Genomic DNA, 17,669 nt, shown 5'->3' with positions numbered 1-17,669 from the left:
AAACTAACTAATTAAATTATGGCAGGAGGTAAATTATCACCAAGGCAGAAAATGGTGAACCTGATGTACTTAGTATTCATCTCAATGCTTGCGATGAATATGTCAAAAGAAGTACTTTCGGCATTCGGGTTTATGAAAGAAAAATTAGTAGACCTTAATAACGATGCTTTAGATAAAAACAACAAAGCTTTAGAAGCATTAAAATTAAAAGCAACTGAACAACCAGATCAGTTTGGTAAGCCTTATGATAAAGCTAAAAAAGTAGCAGATTACTCTAAAGAATTCTATAACTATTTAGAAGAATTAGAAAATAAATTAACTGCAGATTTAGAGGATAAGAAAAACTATGAAGCAATGGACGGAACTGATAAAGTTGATGCCTATTTCTTCACTGCGGATAAAACAAATAAAAATGGTAAAGAGTTCTTAAAGCAAATTAATGATTATAGAACTAAAGTAGCTGAAATCATGAAAGATGATGCTGATATCGTTAAAAATGTAAATAAGCGTTTTGATACAGCAGATGATATAAATGATGAAGGATTAAAAGTAGAATGGATTAAAGCTAGATATGAAGGATTCCCTTTAATTACTACTTTAGCAAATATCGAACAAATGCAATCTGATGTAAAAAATACTGAATCAGAGGTATTATCTACATTATTAGGAGGTCAATTAAAAGTTCAAGCTTCTTTAACTAACTTTGATGCAATGGTTGTTTTTGATAAAAGTGCTTATTACCCAGGTGAGCAATTATCAGGTAAGATTGTATTAGGTAAAAATGATCCAACATTAAAAGCTTCTAAAGTTATTGTAAACGGACAAGAAGTTAATGATGAAAACATTCAAGCTGGACAAGTATTATTAAGTGGTTCTGCTGGAAATGTTGGTGAGCATGAATTAAAAGGAAATTTCTTCTTTATGGAAGATGGAAAGGAAATTGAAATTCCAATTACTGGAGGTAATTATTCAGTAATTCCTGAGCCAGGAAGTGCAGTTATTTCTGCTGACAAAATGAATGTTGTTTACCGTGGTTTAGATAACCCAATGTCTATTTCTATACCTGGATTACCTGATAACAAAGTAACTGTTAATGCTCCTGGATTAAAGAAAATCGGAACAGGGAAATATAACATCAAACCTGGACAAGGAAGAGAAGTTAAAATTACAGCTTCTGGAAAATTACCAAGTGGTAAAACTGTAACTTCTTCTTCTGTTTTCAGAATTAAGAATATTCCTAAACCAGCCGCTTCTATTAGAAAGCAAACAGATGCTATCAAATTACCAAAATCAAGTTTAGAGAAATCTACTATTGAGGCATTTATTCCTGATTTTGACTTTAATATTTCATTAAAAACTCAAAGCTTTAAAATTAAAATCGAAGGTCAAAATACAATTGTTGTAAACGGAAATAGATTAAATGACAAAGCGAAAAGAGCTTTAAAGAAAGCTAGACCAGGTAGTACAGTAACTATTTTTGGAGTAAAAGCTACAATGGCAGGTGTGAAAATTAAAGAAGCTACACCATTAGTTGTAACATTACAATAATATAATTATAAAATTAGTATATCATGAATTGGAAGAGTTTTACAATAGCTGCAGTTGCATTGTTCACTACAACTTTTGCTAGTGCACAAGCAAACTTACTGAATGCTAAATCTCCAGAACAAATCGGAAAAAAAACACCACAGCAAATAGCTGCTGATAATAATGATAATCCATTAGAATATGGATATGTAGATGATAGAGATTTATTATGGTCAAAAGTAACATGGGAATTTATTGATTTAAATGAAAGAATCAATTTACCATTATACTATCCAGTTGATACAAATAATATCTCTTCTGATAGAAGATCATTATATGATACATTATTAAAAGGAATTCGTCAAGGAAAGATTTCTAAAATTTATGACGATTCTTATTTTACAACTTCAATGACAATTAAAGAAGTTGAAGAAAAATTAACTCGTATTGATACTTCAGATTATGCAATTGATTTATTAAATGAAGATCCAAATACAGACATTGCAGATTATGTTGATACTTATAACCTTGAATCAAGACATGTTGTAGGTTTCAGAATTAAAGGATTATGGTATTTTGATAAAAGACAAGGTGAATTAAAATACCGTCTTTTAGCAATTGCACCAGTTACTCCAGATGTTCAGACTCTTGGAAAAGAAGACGAATTAGGAGCAAGTGAAAACTTACCTCTTTTCTGGGTATATTATCCTGATGCAAGAAATGTATTACACCATGCTAAAGCTTTCAATGAAAAGAATTCAGCATATCCAATTTCTTACGATCATTTGTTAAATGCTCGTAGATTTAATGGAATTATTTACAGATCTGAAAACGTTTACGGAAACAGAGATGTTTCTGAATATGTAAGAGGTAACTCTTTATTCCAAGTTTTAGAGTCTGATCGTATTAAAGATGAGATTCGTAGTAAAGAACACGATATGTGGAGTTATTAATGTAAAACTTTTCCAATTCAAAAAAAGCTCTTGATTTAATTCAAGAGCTTTTTTTGTGTTTAAAATATAAATAATTCGTTTTATTTTTAACTTTATATAAATTGATAAAAAATAAATCATGAGAAAAAATATACTATTATTATTCTTTTTAAGTATTTCAGTATTTGTTTATTCACAAAAAAAATACTTACAATGTGGACAGATTTTAGATATCGAAAATGAAAAATTTTTATTAGAAAAAACAATAGTAGTTGCTAATGATAGTATTGCTGATATTCTAGATGGATTTATTGATCCTGTTGCTGAAAATGATACTATAATTGATTTGAGAACCAAAACTATATTACCTGGTTTTATTGATATGCATGTGCACTTGGAAAATTCGCCTTCTAAAAAAAGTTATATCGAAAGATTTACATGGAATGAATCTGATATTGCATTTAGAGCATATAAGAATGGAAAGAAAACACTTTTGGCTGGTTTTACAACTGTTAGAGATTTAGGTGGAACAGGTGTAAATACTTCTTTAAGAAATGCCATTAATAATGGAACTGTAGAAGGTCCAAGAATTTATTCTGCTGGAAAAGCTATAGGTTCAACAGGAGGTCATGCAGATCCTACAAATGGATTTAAAAAATCTTTACAAGGAGACCCAGGTCCAAAAGAAGGTGTTGTAAATGGACCTACAGATGCTAGAAAAGCTGTAAGACAAAGATATAAAGAAGGAGCTGATTTAATTAAAGTAACTGCAACAGGAGGTGTTTTAAGTTTAGCTAAAAGTGGAACAAATCCTCAATTTACTTTGGAAGAATTAAAAACAATTGTAAAAACGGCTGATGATTATAAAATGATGGTTGCTGCACACGCTCATGGAGATGAAGGAATGCAAAGAGCAGTTTTGGCAGGAGTTAAAACAATTGAGCACGCTACTTTTATGAGTGATACAACAATGATTTTAATGAAAGCAAAAGGAACTTATCTTGTACCAACTTTAACTGCTGCAGTTGCTGTTACAGAATATGCAAAACAAGATGGTTTTTATCCAGATGTTGTGGTACCTAAGGCTTTAAATGTTGGTCCTCAGATTAAGAGAACTTTTGAACTTGCACATCGAAGAAATTTAAATATTGCATTTGGAACAGATGCAGGAGTTTTTCCTCATGGAGAAAATGCAAAAGAATTTCAATTAATGATTGATGGAGGAATGACAATTATGGAGGCAATTAAATGTGCAACAATTATTAATGCAAATCTTTTAGGAAATCCAAAAATTGGACGAATTGAAAAAGGAGCTTTTGCAGATATAATTGCTGTAGATGAAAATCCAATGTTGAATAATAAAACATTAGAAAATGTCATATTTGTCATGAAGAATGGTGAAATTTATAAAAATGAAAGTAAATAAAAACAAAAAAGGAGAGTAATTACTCTCCTTTTTATTTAATATTTTAATACCAACGTCTTTTTTTCTTTTTTGAAGCTTCAGATTTTCTAGATTTTCTGTATTTGCTTTTTGACTTCTTTTTATGAACTTCTGGTTTTAATTCTGGATCTAATGGAAAAGGATGATTCGATTCTACAAAAATTTTAGTACCAATTAATTCTTCAATTGTATTTACATATTCTTTTTCATCTTCACAACAAAGAGAAAACGAATTTCCTAAACTTCCTGCTCTTCCAGTTCTTCCGATTCTATGCACATAAGTTTCCGCAACATTTGGTAAATCAAAATTAATCACAGCATCAACAGCAGGAACATCAATTCCTCTCGCAGCAACATCTGTTGCAATAAGAATTTGTGAATTTCCTTTTTTGAAATCTTTTAAAGCTTTTTGTCTTGCAGATTGTGATTTATCTCCATGAATACAAACAGTATTATATCCTTTTTTAGCTAATGATTTTTCTAATTTATCTGCTCCAAATTTAGTTCTTCGGAAAATAATCACATTTCCCTTAATTTCATTTCTTAACAAATGAACACATAAACTGATTTTTTCTTTTTTTGGAACATAAAGTAATTTCTGAGAAACAGTATCTGCTGTAGAAGAGTTTTTATCAACACTAATTCTTACAGGATCTATCATAATTGTTCGTGCAAGTTCTTCTATTGTTTCTGGCATTGTAGCAGAAAATAAAAGTGTTTGTCTTTCTTCTGGACAAAGTCTTTCAATTTTTTTAATGTCATTTATGAATCCCATATCTAACATTAAATCTGCTTCATCTAAAACAAACTGTTCAACTTTATCTAAACGAATTATATCTTGCTTATGTAAATCTAAAAGCCTTCCTGGAGTTGCAATCAAAATATCTACACCTTTTTCAAGAATTTCTTGTTGTGGAACAGACGAAACTCCACCAAAAATAGCTGTAGCTTTTAAATTGGTATATTTCCCATATTTTTTAAAGTTCTCAAAAACTTGAATTGCTAATTCTCTTGTTGGAGTAACAATTAAAGCTTTAATCTTTTTTCCTTTTTTTGGTGCATCTTGTTTATCAAATAACAAACGCAAAATTGGCAAAGCAAAAGATGCTGTTTTTCCAGTTCCAGTTTGTGCTGTAACTATCACATCTTTTCTTTCAATTATTTTAGGAATAACTTTTTGTTGAACTTCTGTTGGATTGCTGTAGTTTTTCTCAGCAATTGCTCTTAAAATAGGTTTATTTAATTGTAAGTCTTTAAACTGCATATTCTTTCACTAAACTGCAAAAGTACTCTAAATAAAATGAATAAAAATTTATTTATTAAAATATTATGACATATTTTTTAAAAAAATGATAGAAAAAATCCTCTGACGTAATGTAGAGGATTTTATTTTTTGCTTAAAAAAGTTCTTTGTCAATGGTTTCTCTTTTAGATAATTCAACCTCAGATGAAGTTTTATAATCAGGTAAAATACTTTCTTTTTCAGGAAATTGTTCTATCATTAATGTTGTTGAATTAAATGCAAATTCAATTCCCATGTTATTAGCTAATTTTAAAATTCCTAAATGTAATTTATGTTTATCAGATTGTTCTTTTCCCCAATCGGTTGTATAAAAATAGACATTTACCAAAATCAAAAGTGCTGAATCACCAAAACCAGCAAATTCAACATTGATTAAATCTCGTTTAATATTTCCATGTTTTTCTGCAATTTCTTTCACACCTTCAATAAAAGACTCTAACATTTCTGGTGGAGTATCATATCGAACACCCAATTCTGTTTGGTAACGACGAAGAGTTTTTAATCTTTTATTATTTCGAACAATCATTTCAGAAAGACGGCTATTCGGAATTTGAAAAATAGCCGAGTCTACAGCACGAATTCGCGATGATCGAAACCCAACTTCTTCCACTCTTCCAACAACGCTATCTGTTTCAATCCAATCTCCAATTTGAAAAGGCTTATCCAAGAAAATCATGAAAGTTCCAATCAAATTTTTCACTGTATCTTGAGATGCAAAAGCAATTGCCAAACCTCCAATGGAAGCTGCTCCAAGAACTGTTGTAAAACTTATTCCGAAAACAGTAAGTAAATTTAAACCTCCAACGAAAATGACGATTCCTTTTAGAAATTTATTTAAAATTGGAACCAACTGATCGTCTAATTTACTTGGACTATCTAGAGTTATTTGTTCATAAATTCGCATTCCATACTTGACAATTTTAAGGAAAATATAAATCCAAAAAATGGTTTCGCTGATGTTTAAAACTAAAAATAGAACAGAATTGATGGAAAATGCTAGTTGTAAAGAAGGAATTACTTTTTTCAAAATCATGACAATCATGATTAATACAAAAGTTCTCGAAATTTGTTTTAAAATATCATTTGCTTGAATTCGAATTCTTTTAGACAGAATTAATTGTCCTTTTCGCAATAATAAATAGACAACTTTTTTGAATAAGAAGTAAAAAACAAAGATGAAGATTGTTAGAATTGCACCAATTGTATGTTGCCAAATCTCAAGTCCAAGAAACTTTTTATTACCAAATTTAGCAGGAATAATTTTCTGTACAGAAGCGATATACCATGGATAAACATCATTATAAAGTTTATCAATACTATTCACTGTTTCTTCTGAATAATACCAGTTTTTTCCTCTTTTTTCAACAAAAATTTCTGGCATTCTTGTTGGAAAAAGTTTATAAGAATTTATAATATTATAACCAATAGTATCTTTATGATTTCCGTCATTTGGAATTTTTTGAATATCAACTTTTAATCCTCTTCCTTCAATTATTTTTTGAAGTTTTACAGCTTTTTCTTCTGCCTGACTTGTGTCTTTTAAATATAGAGATTTTGCAGCTTGTTTTGGGTGGTAATTTTCTTGCTGTAAATAATGTAAGTGATTGTAAATAGTAGCTCTAGGACTACTTAAATCTGTTTTCTTTTCTTGTGAAAAGAGTAAAGTTGAACATAAAAAAAACAGTAAATAGACTAATTTCTTCATCAAAAAGCATTTCTTAAAATTATATTAAAATCATTTCAAATTTAAACCTTTTTTGTTTTGCTATGTCATAGAACTAGAAAACTTTAAAAAAGAACAAAATGAAAAGAATAATCGCAATAATCGTACTACTTGTTACAGTAACAGTAAGTGCACAGGAGAAAAAACAACAAAAAAGAAGCCATAAAGCTGATTTTACTCCAGAACAACAAGCAATTATTAAAACTAAAAAAATGACACTTGCTTTAGATTTAAATAAAAGTCAGCAAGACAAAATTTTAAGAATTAATACTGAGATTGCGAAAGAGAGAGCTACTATGAAAGCTCAATGGAAAGAAAATAAAGCCGAAGGAAAAAAACTTACGGATGACGAAAAATTTAATTTAATCAATGCAAAACTTGATAGACAAATTGCTGTACAAAATGAAATGAAAGATATTTTATCAAAAGAGCAATTTGAAAAGTGGAGAAAAATGAGTCATAAATATGCTAAAGCTAGAAAGCATAAGGCTAAAAAAATAAAGAAACATAAAAAAATGGAGAAAGTACGTCATCATATGAAGGCGGAAAAATTGAGACCTGCGACTCCAGTTGAAAAATCAAACGAGGGTTAATTTGTTTTGGAATTTAGAGTCAGTTTACAAAAAAAACCACAGAATATCTGTGGTTTTTTGTTTTATATAATTTATATAGATTAGATATTTTGTTTTAAAATATCTTTTTTATCACTTATAATCCAAAGTCCAATAAAAGTTAATAAACCATTAATTCCTAAAAGTTCAAAGCCAAAAACATAACCATTTAAAATTGTTGTAGAATGATTGTTTAAAAGCATTGTGATGATGACACTAAAAATTGCGACAACCCAAACGAATTTATCTTTAATTTGTTTCTTAGAAATAATTCCAAAAGCAAACATTCCTAATAATGGTCCATAAGTATAAGAAGCAACTTTTAAAACATTACTAATAACATTATCTTCTAATATATACTTAAAAATAGTAATAACAAGAATTAATAAAACAGAAACACCGATATGTACTTTTTTACGAATAGATTTTTGGTTTTCTGATTTTACTTTATCAAAGTTTAAAAAATCAAAGCAAAAAGAAGTCGTAAGAGAAGTTAAAGCACTATCTGCACTTGAATAAGCAGCAGCAATTAAACCAAGAATAAAAACGACACCGACAAAAAGTCCTAAACCACCATTTAAGGCAATTTCAGGGAATAATAAATCTGTTTTTGGAGAACCATCCACAATTGGAATTTCAATTCCCATTTGATTTGCATAAGTATAAAGCATAGCTCCTAAGAAAAGAAAAATAAAATTTACAGGAATTAGAACTGCTCCCAATGAAAGTACATTCCATTGTGCTTCTTTAATATTTTTACAAGTAAGATTTTTTTGCATCATATCTTGATCTAAACCTGTCATTGCGATGGCGATAAACATTCCTCCTAAGATAGATTTTATAGCATGATTTTTAGAATTAATATCTTCAGTAAAGAAAATTTTTGTGTATTGTTTTAGTTCTTCAGAGTGAAATAAATCGACTAAAGACCAATTCATATGATTGGAAATGATAAAAATAGTTGCAATTACAGCACTTAACATAAAGAAAGTTTGTAAAGTATCTGTCCATACAATTGTTTTAATTCCTCCTCGAAATGTATATACCCATATTAAAGCAATAGATAAAATTACAGTCACTTCAAAAGGAACATTCCATTGTTCAAAAACGAATTGTTGTAAAACACTTGCAACTAAATATAAACGGAAAGAAGCTCCTAAAACTCTTGAAATAAAGAAGAAAATTGCTCCAGTTTTATGACTAGTTTTCCCAAAACGAGTTTCCAGATATTCATAAATAGAAGTTACTTGAAGTTTGTAATAAATAGGAAGTAAGATATAGGCAATTGCAATATATCCAAGCAAATATCCAAAAACAATTTGCATATAACTAAATTCAGAAGCTTTAACCCAACCTGGAACGGAAATGAATGTAACTCCAGATAAAGATGCTCCAATCATTCCGAAAGCAACTACATACCAAGGAGATTTTTTATTTCCTGAAAAGAAAGCATTGTTGGAATCTTTTTTCCCTGTGAAATAAGCAATTGTTAGAAGAACTAGAAAATAAATTCCTATTAATGATAAAATGTATTCTGGTTTCATGTAAATCTATTTTACACAAAGAAACTAAAAAATATAGAGATTTTACCCACTCATTTTTAAAATAAAAAGCCGCATTCCTAATTAGGAATACGACTTTTATAGATAATGTTAATAGATGTTATTTTAGAATAACTTTTTTAGTAATAGATGTTTGTTTTGCTTCTAATTTGATGAAGTAAACTCCCTTATCAAAACTAGAAATGTTTATAAAAGTGTTGGATTCAAAATTTCTAAATTGTTTTAGGATTTTTCCTTGTATGTCTGTTATTGTTATAACGTCGAATTTTGCGATTTCTGATTGAACCTGAATGCTTCCTTCTGTAGGATTTGGATAAAATTTCAATGCTTTAAATAATTCAATGTTTTCTACTGATAAAGTAATATCTGCTTCTAAGTAATCTGGAATGTTATTATCATTTGTATCATCATCAGAAGGATCACCATTTTGATTATAATCTTCTTCTAAAGTAAGAAGTCCATCACCATCATCATCTGTATCCATATAATCTGGAGTATTGTCTCCATCAGTATCATCTGTTTGTAAATTTGTATTTCCATTTACATCTTCATCTCCATTTGAAATTCCATCACCATCTTGATCTTCATCACAGTCTACAGTTTTTAAAGGAATTGCCAAAACAAAAAAGCATCCTGTTGCAATGTCTTCAAAACGAAGATATAATTCTGTTTGAAAAGTTCCTGTGTAATAAGTAAATGTAATAGGATTATTATCCGCTTCTGCATCTGCAAATGTTACATGGAAAGTATAATCTAATGTGCCATTTTGTGATAAATAATCTGATTCTAAAGTAAGTGGATAATCTGTAAATTCATCACCATCATCATCCATACAAACAGTAATTCCTGGATAAGGAATAAGTGGAATTTGACTAACTTTTAAAATTATTTTTACAATAATTTCTTCTGAAGCATCCGTTTTTTCTCCTTTTAAATAAAGAATTTGTTCTCCTCCAATTGGAACTAAAAATTCTGAATTATTCGGAAGGGCTGCTTGATCCATTTGTGCATTTTCTAAAGAATTATAAATAGTTACACTAGCTAAATTTAATTCATATTCAAGTGCTGTATTTTCAGTAATTGTGTCATATTGGAAAGGGTAATCTGTGTCAAAACATTCTAAAAATTCTTTTTCAGGAATTGTATCATCTGTTGCACCAACAATTAAAATATCATAATCTTCTGTTTCTCCCCAATCAAATTGTGTTTCACCAGTTCCTAAATTATAATCACATGGTAAAACTTCAAGATTATCTGTATCTGCAAATGAAAAAGTATATTCATCATCTTCATATACTCTTACTCGCATTCTTGTATTTCCAGGAGTTGCATCTGCTGGAACTGTAAAGTTATATGCTAATGGATTTGTCCCAGAAGGATATAAAGTTTGCTCAATTTTTTCAGATTCTTCGAAAATATTATTTTGATTGTAATCAATCCAAGCAGCAATTCCATGAATTGAAATTCCATTATCATGAGTAATAATTAATTCATAATTACCACCAACATCTAAAGAAGTTGCATCAATATTATTATAATACACATAATGTGGAAGTGCAAATTGAGTTGTTCCTGATTCATTTACCATTCCATTTAATTCGACTTTTGAAATATATTTTTCAACATCTAGAAAATCTCCTCCTGAAAAATCTCCTGCACAATAAGGAGAAGCATCAGTAGATTGTCCAAAACTAAATAGAGAAGTAAATAAGCAAGAAAATAGCGTAATTTTTTTAATCATATTCTTAAATTTTTCTGTTTAATAGTGTTTAAAAGTTGTTTTTTATCATCAATTTCTGATGATTAGGATTATTTCAAAATTAATTTATTCAAAGGGGAAAGAAAATTGGAAAAAGGCTGTTTTTATAAATTTGAACTTCCTTTTTATAAATTAAGAGATAGATTTAAGAATAAGAATTTAAGCGTAAATTCGTATTTTTGTCCTATGAATTATTCTTCAAAAATTTTAGAAAAAGCAGTAGCAGAAGTTGCTTCTTTACCAGGGATTGGGAAACGTACAGCATTACGCTTGGTTTTACATTTAATGAAACAGCCGAAAGAACAAACGCATCGTTTAACAAATGCTTTAAATACATTAGTTTCAGATATAAAACTTTGTAAAAAGTGTTTTAATATTTCAGATACAACGGTTTGTGAAATTTGTGCAAATCCAAATAGAAATCAAAAAGTAATTTGTGTTGTTGAAGATATTCGTGATGTTATGGCAATTGAAAATACCGCTCAATTCAAAGGTGTTTATCATGTTTTAGGAGGGAAAATTTCTCCAATGGAAGGAATTGGCCCAAATAATTTACATATTGAAGCTTTAGTAGATAAAGTAAAAAATGAAGAAATTGAAGAAATTATTTTCGCAATGAGTTCCACAATGGAAGGAGATACAACCAATTTTTATATTTTTAAACAAATCGAAAAATACAATATTAAAACTTCTACAATTGCAAGAGGAATCGCTGTAGGAGACGAATTAGAATACGCAGATGAGATAACTTTAGGAAGAAGTATTGTCAACCGTATTCCATTTGAAAAATCGCTTTAGTTTTATAAAACTAAAGCGATTTTTTTATGAATTCATAGTTTTAAAAACTATTCTTTTTTCTTCTTTTTTCCGAAAAGACCATTTAATAAATCATTTGCAGCATCTTTTACTTTATCTCCATCTGATTTTTTTCCATCATCTTTTGCGTCATCTTTCTTTTTATCACCACCATTTAACAATCCATCTAATAAATCTCCAACGGCTCCTTCGGCTTTTTCTTTTACATCATTCTTTACTTTTTCCGTTTGAGCTTGAACAATTTTCTTTGTTACTTCTGTAATAGCTTTCTTTAAATCTACTTTAATTTGAGGCTTATTTACAGGACCAGATAATTCAACATCTACAGGAACTTTAATGTTTTTTTGTTCTGCTGCTGGAAGTGTTGCTAAAAGTTTATTAATGTCTTTTCCTAAATATTTAGCAGGTAAATCTAAACGTAAATCATAATCCATATTTTGATCAAAACCATGTTCTCCTGAAAGTTGCATTGGAACATCTTTCCATTTTAAATTCATCGGTTTTAGGATTACTTTTCCATCATTAAAAACAACATGTGCTTTTAAGTTTTTTAAATCTAATTTAGAAGCATCGAAAAATGATAAATTATTATCCAATAAACTTAAAGCTTGCGATTTGTCAGTATCTACTTTATTGATAAATAAATTTGCTAATAAATCTCCAGAAAGTGAATTGATATTTGCTGAAAAATCTTTATTTAATTTACCTTTTAAATCAAAAGCCGTACTATAATCTCCATCTAATGCATTTGCAATTGGCATCATTTTTTGGAACATTTCTAAAGAAGCAAATGTTTTTTGAATATTAAATTTCTTAATTCCTAAATCAAAATTAAAGAAAGGAACATCTGGTTTTGTATCTACTAAACCACTGATTTTAATATCTCCACCGAATAATTTTGCTGTAATTCCTTTTAAATCTGCTTTTTGATCATCAATTACAAAAGTTCCATCTACTTGTCTTAATTCAATATTATCATAATGAACTTCTCCAATTTTAGCTTTAAAAGTAGCGTCTAAAAATGCAGGAATTTTCATGTCTTCACTTGAAGATGGAGGAGGAGTTGTTTCCGTATTTTCTGCAACTTCTTCTGAACTTGTTTCTTCTGTTGTTGTTTCAGTAGTTTCTGTTTCTTCTGAAGGAACTAAGAAATCACTTACATAAAGTTTATTTGAATTTAAAGCAAAATCTCCAATAAGTTTTTTATCATTAAATAAGAAAGCATAAAGATTATCCACTTTTCCTTGAAGTTCTATATCACTTTTTCCTGTTTTTGCTTTAAATTGTCTTAACTCAATTTCTTTTGTATTAAAACTTAAATCTGCTGTTTCAATAAAATAAGGATGAGGAACAGAAGCATTTTCAAATTCGAAATTTGATAAACTTGCTGAACCTTCATTTTTAATATTTTGATATTGACTTTTTTCAATAGAATTCATATCAAAATCTGTTGAAATATTCGCATTAAAAATTCCAGCTAATTTCCCATCAAATTCAACAGGATAAGCTTGTCTTAAATTTCCAAGGTTTACAGTTCCATCTAAAGTTGCTTTTACTGTTGGATTTGTAGTTAAGTGTGTTAAATATGCATTAGCTTTAAAAGCATCTTGATCAATTTTAAACTGGAAATTCTTTACATCTACAAATGTATCGTCGATTTTTCCTGTTTTATTTCCAATTTCAGTATTCACATAAATATTTGAAATTCCTTTTGGTAAATCTGGATATTGGAAAGAAGCATTGTCTGTTTTCACAATTAAATCAAATGCAGGAATTGTATTATCATCTAAAATTCCTTTTGCATTTCCAGATAAATCAAGTTTTCCATTTGCTTTTACACCATCAAAACTTGAAGTATAAGCGGCAGGAACTAAAGAAAGTAAACTTTTAAAAGCAGATTGTTTTGAAGCAAAACGAATATCCATTTCTTGATTTGTATCATTTAATTGATAAAATCCATCAAAAGATAAATTTAAATCATTAATATGAGCAAGATTTTCTTCAAAAGTGAAACGTAATTTTGCTAAATCAATATTTAATAAAGCATCTAAATCAAATTTGATTTTATTTGCATAAGCAACATCATCCATTTTGAAAGTGAATGCTTTAATAGAAGATTTTGTGTCTAATTTTGCATTATCTCCAGCATATTTAAAGTTTCCTGAATGATCAAAATCATCAATAAACATTTCCATTTTACCAACTTCATCAATGTAAGTTACATTTACATTTGAAATGGTATAATTATCTACACCAAATGAAAAGCTTGAAGGTTCAGAATCTTCTGTTTTTGTTTCTGTAGAAGCTGGATTTTCTTCAGTTGAAGATTCAGAAACAGCAATGTCATAATTACTTTTTCCTTCTTTATTTGTTTTTACTAAAACATTTACACCATCAATTTCAATACTTTTTACATCATAACTTCCTCCAAAAAGATCTGTTAGATTTACTTTTAAATCGATTGACTTTATAGAAGCCAAAGTATCTCCTTCAAATGGAGCATAGTTTACAATTGATAATTCTTCAATTCCAATTGCCGCATTCGGAAATTTACGAATCAAACTAATATCGACATCTTTAAAATCAACTTTTGCATTTACATAATTGTTGATTTCTTCCTTTACTTTATCAATTATTTGACTTTTGAAAACAATAGGTAAAATGAATAGTAAACCTATTAGAACAAACAAAAAGATAAAAAATCGTTTAAAAAATTTTTTCACTTTGTAGTTTTTTTAGTTGTTATAAATAGAAAAATTTAAGAGGCTCTAATTTAACACAAAAAAAGAAATTGAATTTAGGATTCCCTTAAAAATTTGTGAAAACTTTTAGGAATTAATTATAGAGAAATAAAATATAATATTTGTTTTTGCTAAGATTATGAAAACCGTTTTTATTTTTTATTAACGATAATTTAAAATTCAAAATAAGTATTAAATCTTTAGTAAAAATGAATAAATAAATAGGTAAAGCATTGACTTTGTTGTAATTTTATAGAAAAATATTTTCGTATGGAATCTACACAGAAAATTAACGCAGACACAATTATCTCAAACTTCATGGAATATGTTTTGGAAAATGAAAAAGCGCCAAAAACAATATATGCTTTTGCAAAACATTGCAATTTTGAAGAACAAGAATTTTATGATTACTTCAGCTCTTTTGAACATTTAGAAAAAGAAATTTTCAAAGCTTTCCTAGACAACACATTAGCTTTATTAAATCAAAATGAACAATATCTTCAATTTCCTGCAAAGGAACAATTGATTTCTTTTTACTATACTTTTTTTGAACTTTTAACAGCAAATAGAAGTTATGTCCTTTTTATGTTGAAAGATTATAAAGGAAAATTGGAAACACTTGGAATGCTTTCTGAATTACGAAAAGCTTTCAAAGCTTATATTCGAACTTTGAATATTGAAACAATTGATTTAAAACAAGAAAAGTTAAAAGAGTTTCAAGAAAAAGGAATGGAAGAAGCAGCTTGGATTCAGTTGATGTTGACAATCAAATTTTGGTTAGATGATACTTCAAAAGGATTTGAAAAAACGGATATTTTTATTGAAAAATCGATTCAGGCAAGTTTTGATATTATGGATACAAAAGTGTTGAATAGCATTTTAGATTTTGGGAAATTTATATTTAATGAAAAAATGAAAACAAAAAGATGAAGTCAATTGATAAAATCCCTACAACAAAAATCCAACGTGCCACAAAACTTATTGGAACAGGAGCAAAAGTTGGTGTCAATTACCTAAAATATTTTGGAGATAAATTGACTTCCTCAGAAGAAGAAGCGAAAGAAAAATTGAACGAATCTAATGCAGCAGACATCTATGATGGATTAAAAAACTTGAAAGGTTCTGCTTTAAAAGTTGCTCAAATGTTAAGCATGGAAAAAAATCTTTTACCACAAGCTTATGTAGAAAAATTTTCGCTTTCTCAGTTTTCAGTTCCGCCACTTTCTGCACCTTTAGTTATAAAAACTTTCCAAAAATACTTTAAGAAAAATCCAAATGAAGTGTTTGATACATTTAACTTGGAATCTGTAAATGCTGCAAGTATCGGTCAAGTTCATGTTGCAGAAAAAAATGGAAAAAAATTAGCTGTAAAAATCCAATATCCAGGAGTTGCTGAAAGTATTTCTTCTGATTTAGCTTTGGTAAAACCAATAGCAATTAAAATGTTTAATATCCAAGGAAAAGATTCAGATAAATATTTTAAAGAAGTAGAAGATAAATTAAAAGAAGAAACAGATTATGAATTAGAATTAAAGCAAAGTGTAGAATTGGCAAATGCTTGTAAGGAAATTCCGAATTTATTATTTCCTAATTATTATAAAGAATTTTCTTCAGATCGAATTTTGACAATGGATTGGATGGAAGGAGAACATCTTTCAGAATTTTTGCAAAAAGAAAATGTTTCACAAGAACAAAGAGAAAAAATTGGACAGGCACTTTGGGATTTTTACATGTTCCAGATTCATCAAATTAAAAAAGTACATGCAGATCCGCATCCTGGAAATTTTTTAGTTTCAAAAAATAGTGAATTGATTGTTTTGGATTTTGGTTGTGTAAAACACATTCCGGATTCTTTTTATATTCCTTATTTTGAATTGGCAGAAAAGAAAAACCTAGAAAACAAAGAATTTTTCAAGAGTAAATTAATCGAATTAGAAATTTTAAAACCAGAAGACACAGAAGAAGAAATTCATTTCTTTATGGAATTGTTTCATGAAATGTTGAGTTTGTTTACGCAACCATTCCATGAAGAATCTTTTGATTTTTCAAATGAAGAATTTTTTGGTAAAATTGCTGAATTAGGTGAGCGTTACTCAAAAGACACCAAAATCAGAAATATGAATGGAAATCGTGGTTCTACACATTTTATTTATATCAATCGAACATTTTTTGGCTTGTATAATTTAATGCATGATATTAAAGCAAGAAATGTTAAAATACATACGTATTATGATAAAGGATATATAGACAAATAAATGTGAATAATTAAACAAAATCGAAATTTATTTTCATGAATTTTACGAAATTAATATTCTTGAAAATTATTTAAAATAGAATGAAAAGCTGTAATTAATTTTACAGCTTTTTTCTTTTAATTTTAACGTCTTCTTATAATCTCTTTAACAAAAACTTGGGAAAAACACTTTCTAACTTTACGACTATTACTATCTAAACTTATTAAATATGAAAGGCGATAAACGTTACGATGAAATTGCTCAAGAATACAAAGAGTCTAAAGAGTTGTCCTTTAGAAAAGTAGTGGAAAAATATTCCATAAATTTAATGTTAGAAGATCTAACAGGAAAAGAAATAATCGACTTAGCTTGTGGTGAAGGAATCTATTCTAGAATGATGAAAAATGAAGGTGCCAAAAATGTTCTAGGAGTGGATATTTCACATGAAATGATTGAACTTGCAGAAAAATCAGAGAAAGAAAACCCGATTGGATGTACGTATAAAGTAAGTGATGTTTTCGATTTAAAACCAACGAAAAAATTTGATATTGTTACAGGTTTTTATCTTCTAAATTATGCGCAAAAAAGAGAAGATTTAAAGAGAATGTGTCAAGTGATTTTTGATTTTTTAAATGAAGGAGGAAAGTTTATTGGATTTAATGACAATCCTAAAAATTCACCAGAAAATTATACTTCATATAGAAAATATGGTTTTATAAAAGAAACAACTGAAAATCGAGAAGAAGGAGCTTATATTAAATACACAATGTTTAATCATGGAGAAGAAGGATTTACATTTAATAATTATTATTTAAGTCCAGAAACTTATGAAGAAGTTTTTAAAGAAGTTGGTTTTTCAAATTTTAAATGGGTAGAAGCAAAATTAGATCCGAAAGAAAAAAAGAACGCATATTGGGATGATTTTTTCAAAGATGCTCCTTTTATAGGAATTAGTGCTGAAAAGAATTGAGACAATGTTAGATAGTAATAAACTGAAAGATTAAAAGAGATTTTCAA

The 17,669-nt window shown here is 28.4% G+C and carries 13 protein-coding genes; 8 read left to right on the top strand and 5 right to left on the bottom strand.

Annotated features, from left to right (window positions below; genetic code table 11):
• Positions 1 to 18: 18 nt before the first annotated feature.
• From porM to I1A51_RS05460, 3 genes are all read left to right on the top strand, one after another.
• Positions 19 to 1,548, top strand: a complete 1,530-nt coding sequence (porM, locus tag I1A51_RS05470) for a type IX secretion system motor protein PorM/GldM (protein ID WP_196891857.1) — start codon at positions 19 to 21, stop codon at positions 1,546 to 1,548.
• Positions 1,549 to 1,571: 23 nt separating this feature from the next.
• The gene (gene porN / locus I1A51_RS05465) at positions 1,572 to 2,480 is read left to right on the top strand and encodes a type IX secretion system ring subunit PorN/GldN (protein WP_196891855.1); all 909 of its coding nucleotides are present in this window, start codon (positions 1,572 to 1,574) and stop codon (positions 2,478 to 2,480) included.
• A gap of 118 nt (positions 2,481 to 2,598) precedes the next feature.
• Positions 2,599 to 3,885: a metal-dependent hydrolase family protein gene (locus tag I1A51_RS05460; RefSeq protein ID WP_196891853.1), complete on the top strand. Its 1,287-nt coding sequence runs from the start codon at positions 2,599 to 2,601 to the stop codon at positions 3,883 to 3,885.
• A gap of 43 nt (positions 3,886 to 3,928) precedes the next feature.
• Here I1A51_RS05460 and I1A51_RS05455 read toward each other — a convergent pair whose 3' ends face one another.
• On the bottom strand, positions 3,929 to 5,167 hold the full coding sequence (locus I1A51_RS05455) for a DEAD/DEAH box helicase (RefSeq protein WP_196891851.1): 1,239 nt from the start codon (positions 5,165 to 5,167) through the stop codon (positions 3,929 to 3,931).
• A gap of 133 nt (positions 5,168 to 5,300) precedes the next feature.
• Positions 5,301 to 6,911, bottom strand: a complete 1,611-nt coding sequence (locus tag I1A51_RS05450; protein ID WP_196891849.1) for a mechanosensitive ion channel family protein — start codon at positions 6,909 to 6,911, stop codon at positions 5,301 to 5,303.
• 98 nt (positions 6,912 to 7,009) lie between these two features.
• On the opposite strand from I1A51_RS05450, the gene I1A51_RS05445 reads away from it, so the two are divergent.
• A complete protein-coding gene (locus I1A51_RS05445; RefSeq protein ID WP_196891847.1) occupies positions 7,010 to 7,522 on the top strand; it encodes a hypothetical protein in 513 nt (170 codons plus the stop codon).
• A gap of 80 nt (positions 7,523 to 7,602) precedes the next feature.
• Here the strand turns inward: I1A51_RS05445 and I1A51_RS05440 are convergent, their stop codons facing one another.
• Complete coding sequence (locus I1A51_RS05440; RefSeq protein ID WP_196891845.1) at positions 7,603 to 9,084, bottom strand: sodium:solute symporter; 1,482 nt, start codon at positions 9,082 to 9,084, stop codon at positions 7,603 to 7,605.
• A gap of 118 nt (positions 9,085 to 9,202) precedes the next feature.
• A complete protein-coding gene (locus I1A51_RS05435; protein WP_196891843.1) occupies positions 9,203 to 10,843 on the bottom strand; it encodes a T9SS type A sorting domain-containing protein in 1,641 nt (546 codons plus the stop codon).
• A 204-nt stretch (positions 10,844 to 11,047) separates the two neighbouring features.
• On the opposite strand from I1A51_RS05435, the gene recR reads away from it, so the two are divergent.
• Positions 11,048 to 11,659: a recombination mediator RecR gene (recR, locus tag I1A51_RS05430; protein WP_196891841.1), complete on the top strand. Its 612-nt coding sequence runs from the start codon at positions 11,048 to 11,050 to the stop codon at positions 11,657 to 11,659.
• Between the two features lie 47 nt (positions 11,660 to 11,706).
• Here recR and I1A51_RS05425 read toward each other — a convergent pair whose 3' ends face one another.
• Positions 11,707 to 14,400 (bottom strand): AsmA family protein, encoded by a 2,694-nt coding sequence (locus I1A51_RS05425; protein ID WP_196891839.1) that lies wholly within the window; start codon positions 14,398 to 14,400, stop codon positions 11,707 to 11,709.
• Between the two features lie 288 nt (positions 14,401 to 14,688).
• Between I1A51_RS05425 and I1A51_RS05420 the strand changes: the two genes are divergently transcribed.
• The 3 genes from I1A51_RS05420 to I1A51_RS05410 all read left to right on the top strand — a co-directional run bounded on the left by I1A51_RS05420 (position 14,689) and on the right by I1A51_RS05410 (position 17,622).
• Positions 14,689 to 15,348 carry a TetR family transcriptional regulator C-terminal domain-containing protein gene (locus tag I1A51_RS05420; RefSeq protein WP_196891837.1) on the top strand — a complete coding sequence of 220 codons (660 nt, stop codon included), beginning with the start codon at positions 14,689 to 14,691 and terminating at the stop codon, positions 15,346 to 15,348.
• Complete coding sequence (locus tag I1A51_RS05415; RefSeq protein ID WP_196891835.1) at positions 15,345 to 16,673, top strand: ABC1 kinase family protein; 1,329 nt, start codon at positions 15,345 to 15,347, stop codon at positions 16,671 to 16,673. The genes I1A51_RS05420 and I1A51_RS05415 overlap by 4 nt, the downstream gene beginning before the upstream one ends.
• A 208-nt stretch (positions 16,674 to 16,881) precedes the next feature.
• Positions 16,882 to 17,622: a class I SAM-dependent methyltransferase gene (locus tag I1A51_RS05410; protein WP_196891833.1), complete on the top strand. Its 741-nt coding sequence runs from the start codon at positions 16,882 to 16,884 to the stop codon at positions 17,620 to 17,622.
• The last annotated feature ends 47 nt before the right edge of the window (positions 17,623 to 17,669 follow it).

Origin of the sequence: Aureivirga marina (assembly GCF_015767265.1) — a bacterium.
Lineage (GTDB): Bacteria > Bacteroidota > Bacteroidia > Flavobacteriales > Flavobacteriaceae > Aureivirga > Aureivirga marina.
This window is presented reverse-complemented; position numbering and strand designations above follow the sequence as displayed.